The organism is Protofrankia sp. Cas8 (genome assembly GCF_963555845.1).
In the GTDB taxonomy this organism is placed as follows: domain Bacteria; phylum Actinomycetota; class Actinomycetes; order Frankiales; family Frankiaceae; genus Protofrankia.
On the sequence record NZ_CAUVXI010000098.1, the window covers coordinates 1,344 to 5,850 of the forward strand.

The 4,507-nt window shown below is 69.0% G+C and carries 3 protein-coding genes and 3 pseudogenes; 3 read left to right on the forward strand and 3 right to left on the reverse strand.

Going from position 1 to position 4,507, the window contains the following annotated elements; all coding sequences use genetic code 11:
- Together U9977_RS15200 and U9977_RS15205 are read left to right on the forward strand one after the other, a co-directional pair.
- Window positions 1-272, forward strand: a pseudogene (locus U9977_RS15200) (hypothetical protein); the annotation flags it as partial.
- Window positions 273-820: 548 nt separating this feature from the next.
- Window positions 821-1,033 (forward strand): annotated as a pseudogene (locus tag U9977_RS15205) (type I restriction-modification system subunit M N-terminal domain-containing protein); the annotation flags it as partial.
- 99 nt (window positions 1,034-1,132) lie between these two features.
- On the opposite strand, the gene U9977_RS15210 reads toward U9977_RS15205, so the two are convergent.
- Window positions 1,133-2,227, reverse strand: a complete 1,095-nt coding sequence (locus U9977_RS15210) for an XdhC/CoxI family protein (protein ID WP_322749914.1) — start codon at window positions 2,225-2,227, stop codon at window positions 1,133-1,135.
- A 136-nt stretch (window positions 2,228-2,363) separates the two neighbouring features.
- Here U9977_RS15210 and U9977_RS15215 point away from each other — a divergent pair, with 136 nt between their 5' ends.
- Window positions 2,364-3,284: a PaaI family thioesterase gene (locus U9977_RS15215; protein WP_322749915.1), complete on the forward strand. Its 921-nt coding sequence runs from the start codon at window positions 2,364-2,366 to the stop codon at window positions 3,282-3,284.
- 96 nt (window positions 3,285-3,380) lie between these two features.
- Here U9977_RS15215 and U9977_RS15225 read toward each other — a convergent pair.
- Window positions 3,381-4,033 (reverse strand): annotated as a pseudogene (locus tag U9977_RS15225) (aldehyde dehydrogenase family protein); the annotation flags it as partial.
- A gap of 159 nt (window positions 4,034-4,192) precedes the next feature.
- Window positions 4,193-4,507: hypothetical protein (locus U9977_RS15230; protein ID WP_322749917.1), on the reverse strand; the 315-nt coding region annotated here is incomplete at its 5' end.

The window sequence follows — 4,507 nt, forward strand, 5'->3', positions numbered from 1 at the left end:
CACGCCGTCGAGCGCACCGTCCCGTTCGGCCTGACCTGCCAGACCCTCACCATGCTGTGGTACGCCACCGTCGGTCACACCCCCACCGAGTCGCCGATCACCGCGACCAGGCCCCCTGGTACACCACCAAGGCCAACCCTTCCACCGCCGACATCATCGACAAGCTGCGCCGGGTACTGATCGCCACCAAATATCAGGTCACACGCCCCGACCAGCCGACCCCCGAGGAAATCCACACCATCCGTCTGGCGTGGGAGCTCGACGCAGCGTAACAGCGAAAGTCGAGGCCTGCGCCCAGGGCCTAGTTTTCCGGGACACGTAGTCGGCGTTTACGTTGGCCGTGGATGATCCGCCCGGCGGGGCGTGGATTGGTGAGGCGGCTACCAGCACGGGGGATGCAGGATCCCGTCTCGGCGACGTGTGCCCAGGTTCTTGATCGGGTGGCTGAACAACGGCCCATCCAATGCGCGCGAAGTTGTGCGAGAGATGTTCGCCACCGGTCGGCGTCCAGACTCGATCAGGTGGGACGAGCCTTAAGATGATCGCCCTCTGCCACGGGGCGAGCGGGACGATGATTCGAGGCTGAACCAATCTGTCCCGGACCTGTGGCTCCAACCCGCCGACGCACTTCGTCGCCGCGCGGGTTGTCGACCGCAGTGGCCGGCGAGCCGGATCTATGGGGTGAGCGAACTGCGGATCCGGCGCAGAACGGTCGGGACAGCCTGCCAGCTCGCCCTTCTTTAAGATCTTTAGCCGGACGCGGCTCCGCTACGCGACCGCGGCGACGATGTGGTAGCGATGTGTCGATTAGACTCTTCCGGTGATTACCGGCGATCTGAAGAACAAGATTGACCGCGTCTGGAACGCCTTCTGGTCGGGTGGAATCTCCAACCCGTTGGAGGTCATCGAGCAGATCGCCTACTTGATGTTCATCCGGCGGCTGGAGGACATCCAGACCGCCAAGGAGCGCAAGGCTAACCGGACCACGCGGCCGATCGAGAACCCGGTGTACACCCAGGACACCGAGTACCTCCCGTCCTCTGCACGTTCGTGCGCTGTGCTGACTGTGTGACTTTTTGATCGGCCCGTGTCGTGGTCGCCGCCGCGATCGACGACGCCGGTGTCGACTTCTTCACTTGTGGATGGGACCTGTTGTGGTCGACAGCGGCCAGCCGCTACTCCGCCGACGATTCTGAATGATCTCGGCGGCGATCGACACGGCGGTCTCTTCGGGGGTGCGCGCGCCCAGGTCAAGGCCGATCGGTGCACGGATGCGAGCGAGATCCTCCTCGGTCAGACCGGCTTTGCGCAGCCGGGCCAGCCGATCCGCGTGGGTACGCCGGCTCCCCATCGCTCCGATGTACCCGGCTGGCGTGCGCACTGCCACCTCCAACAGCGGCACGTCGAACTTCGGGTCGTGGGTGAGTACGCAGATCACCGTCGACGGGTCCACCGCGGTGCGGATGAGATAACGGTGCGGCCACTCGACCACCACCTCGTGTGCTTCGGGGAACCGTTTCCGGGTGGCGAACACGCCCCGGGCGTCGCAGACGGTGACGTGGTAGCCGAGGAAGACCCCGATCCGGGTGACCGCGTGGGCGAAGTCGATCGCGCCGAAGAGGAGCATCCGCGGGGGAGGCGCGATGGATTGGACGAAGACGGTGACGGCGTCACCGCACCGTTCGCCCGCCGGCCCGTAGTGGCGCTGGCCGGACTGCCCTTGCGCGAGCATGCCTCGCGCGTCGTCGGTGACCGTCACGTCGAGGCCCTCGGTGCCGGTCGTGCCGGCCGCGCGGTCCTGCCATACCGTGCGTCGCGCCCCCACCCGTGCCGGTCCGGCGATCACGGTCGCCACCGCGACCGGCTCCGCTGCCGCCGATGCCGACGCGACGGCCGGAAGGTCCGGCGCAGTCACGTGATCGATTCGCTGTACGAAGACGCTGATCGTGCCACCGCAGGTCAGGCCGGCTGCGAACGCATCGTCGGCACCGAAGCCAAAGGTCTCCAGGACCGGTTCGCCGGTGGCAAGCACCCGTTGCGCCGTGTCGTACACCGCCCCTTCGACGCAGCCGCCCGAGACGCTTCCGAGCGCCTCGCCAGCGGTGTCGACGGCCATCGCGGCACCGGGAGGCCGGGGCGCGGACGCGCTGGTCGTCACGACGGTGGCCAGGGCGAACGGCGTTTCCGACTCCCACCATCCGAGCAGATCCGCCAGCAGCTCACGCATGAGACCTCACCACCGAGCGATCTGTGGCTGCTCATCCTAGCGGCCGGTCCACGGCCAGCGGGAGGCGCACGACAGTTACGATGCGATCATTTAACGAAGATGGCGAATTGGGGGAGGAGTGTGGAAACCTGGGCGCATGCAGAGCGCTGACCTGGACGGCTACCGTGCCGGGCTGGGGTACGAGGGCCGGCCTGTGCCGGCGTATGAGACCTTTGGCGTGCGGATCGTCGAGGTCGGCGGCGGGCGGGCGGTCGTCCGCCTGGCCGTTGCGCCGCCGCTGCTGGGGACGGACGGCCGGCTGCTCGCGGGCGCCCTCGCCGTGATCGCGGACGCCGCGTGCGGCACCGCCGTCGCTGTGGCCGGCCCCGGTGGACCCCCCATGCTTACTGCCCAACTGAGGCTGGAGGTTGTCCGGCCGCTGCCGGTTGCCCCGGGCTGGCTGACCGCCGACGGCCAGGCCGACTTCGCCGGCGACGACAGCGGGCTGGCCCGTGGGGAGTTGGTCGACGCCGCCGGTGAGCTGGTCGCGGTCACCTCACTGCGCGCGATCAATCCGCAGCGCAGTCTGGCCTCGACCCCTGCCTCGTCTCCTGCCTCGGCACAGATGGATAGCACGCACTCACCGTCGGCAGCGGATCCGACCTCGTCGGCAATCGTGTCCGGGGCCAATCCGCCTCTCGCCAGCGCGCTGTCGGCCCTGCTCGGCGTGGTCAGTCGTACCCGCAGACGCGGGGAGTCCGAGCTGACCCTGCGGCCGGGCCTGCAGGTGGCCAACAGTTTCGGTGCCGTCCACGGTGGTGTGCTCGGGCTGATCGCGCATATCGTCGCCGCCGACGCCCAGGCCACCGTGTTGGTGCCCGGCGAACGGCTGGTGCCGCTCGACCTCGCCGTCAACTACCTGCGAGGTGTGCCCGCAGGCGGCGAACCCGTCACCGCCGCAGCCACGGTCGCCTACCGGGGCCGACAGTTCGTCGTCGCCGAGGGCGAGCTGCGTAATTCCGATGGGCGCGGCGCCATCCGGTTCTCGTGCGGCGCGCAGATCCGTCGTTCCGGCTGATTTCCCCCGGCACCGGTCCGTGTGCTCGTCAGGCACGGCGGCCGAGCACACCTGACCGGCGTTCGTCGTCACCGCCGTCACCGCGGCAGCGACGGCCCGGGCGAGGGCGGCGTCCGTGAACACCACGATCGGCGACTTGCCGCCGAGCTCGAGTGTCCTGGGCGCCAACCGGTCGGCCGCGACCCTAGCTAGGTGCCGACCGGGGGCAACCGAGCCGGTGAACGTGACGCGCCGTACCGCCGGGTAAGCGGCCAGCGGCGTGCCCGCCTCGGGCCCGGTACCCGTCACCACGTTCAGCAGGCCGTCCGGGAGGCCCGCACCGCTGGCCAGACGGGCCAGGCGCAGCGTCGAGGTCGATGTAAGCTCCGACGGCTTGGCCACGACCGCGTTCCCCGCGGTAAGCGCGGGGCCAGTGCCCGATACGCCTGGTTCAGAGGCAGGTTCCACGGTGTGATCGCGGCGATGACGCCGTAGGGCTCGAGCCGAGTGTAGGTGTGGTGACGGCCACCTTGATCGATCGTGTGCCCGTGATGCGCGCTCAGCACTCCTGCGTAGTACCGGAAGTAGGCGGCCGACATCTTGACTTCCGTGCGGAGCTGGGCGGCGACCTTCCCCGTGCAGGCACGCTCCAGCTCCATCAACTCGTCGGCGCCGGCCTCCATCGCGTGCGCAACCCGGTGGAGCACCTCCGAACGCTCCGCACCCGACCGCCATGCCCACCCTGGCTGGGCCGCCACAGCCGCGGCCACGGCCCGGCCGACATCGCCGCCGCCGAGCCCGCGGCAATCTCGTCACCCGGCAGCCGGGTCGCTGGATCGCCGGGTCCAGCGTGGGCAGGTACGCACCGCTCGCCGGCCGCTCGGCCTTGCCGCCGATCCAGTGGTCATGGCGGACCGGCACGTCAACCTTCATTCCGCAGCTCGGCGCGCAGCGCTACGGGCAATGACTTGACGACACGGATGGGCATCGTCTCGGTCGGCATTCAGCTTGCCTCCGTGGCCTGCGAAAACGGTCTTCTCGTGGAGTGTAAGCTGTCTTTCCGGAAAACGAAAACGATTCAACAGCTGACCATCCGGCAGGGGGTACATCCGGTCGTGCGGGCTGCGGCGGCTGCCGGTGCGGGCGCTGCCGAGCTTCGCGACCCGCAGCCTGTCGGCCGCCGGTCGCGAAGAGGCGGTAAAGTCCGTTGCCGGCACGCTTGAGCCGGTGCACATGGAGGACTG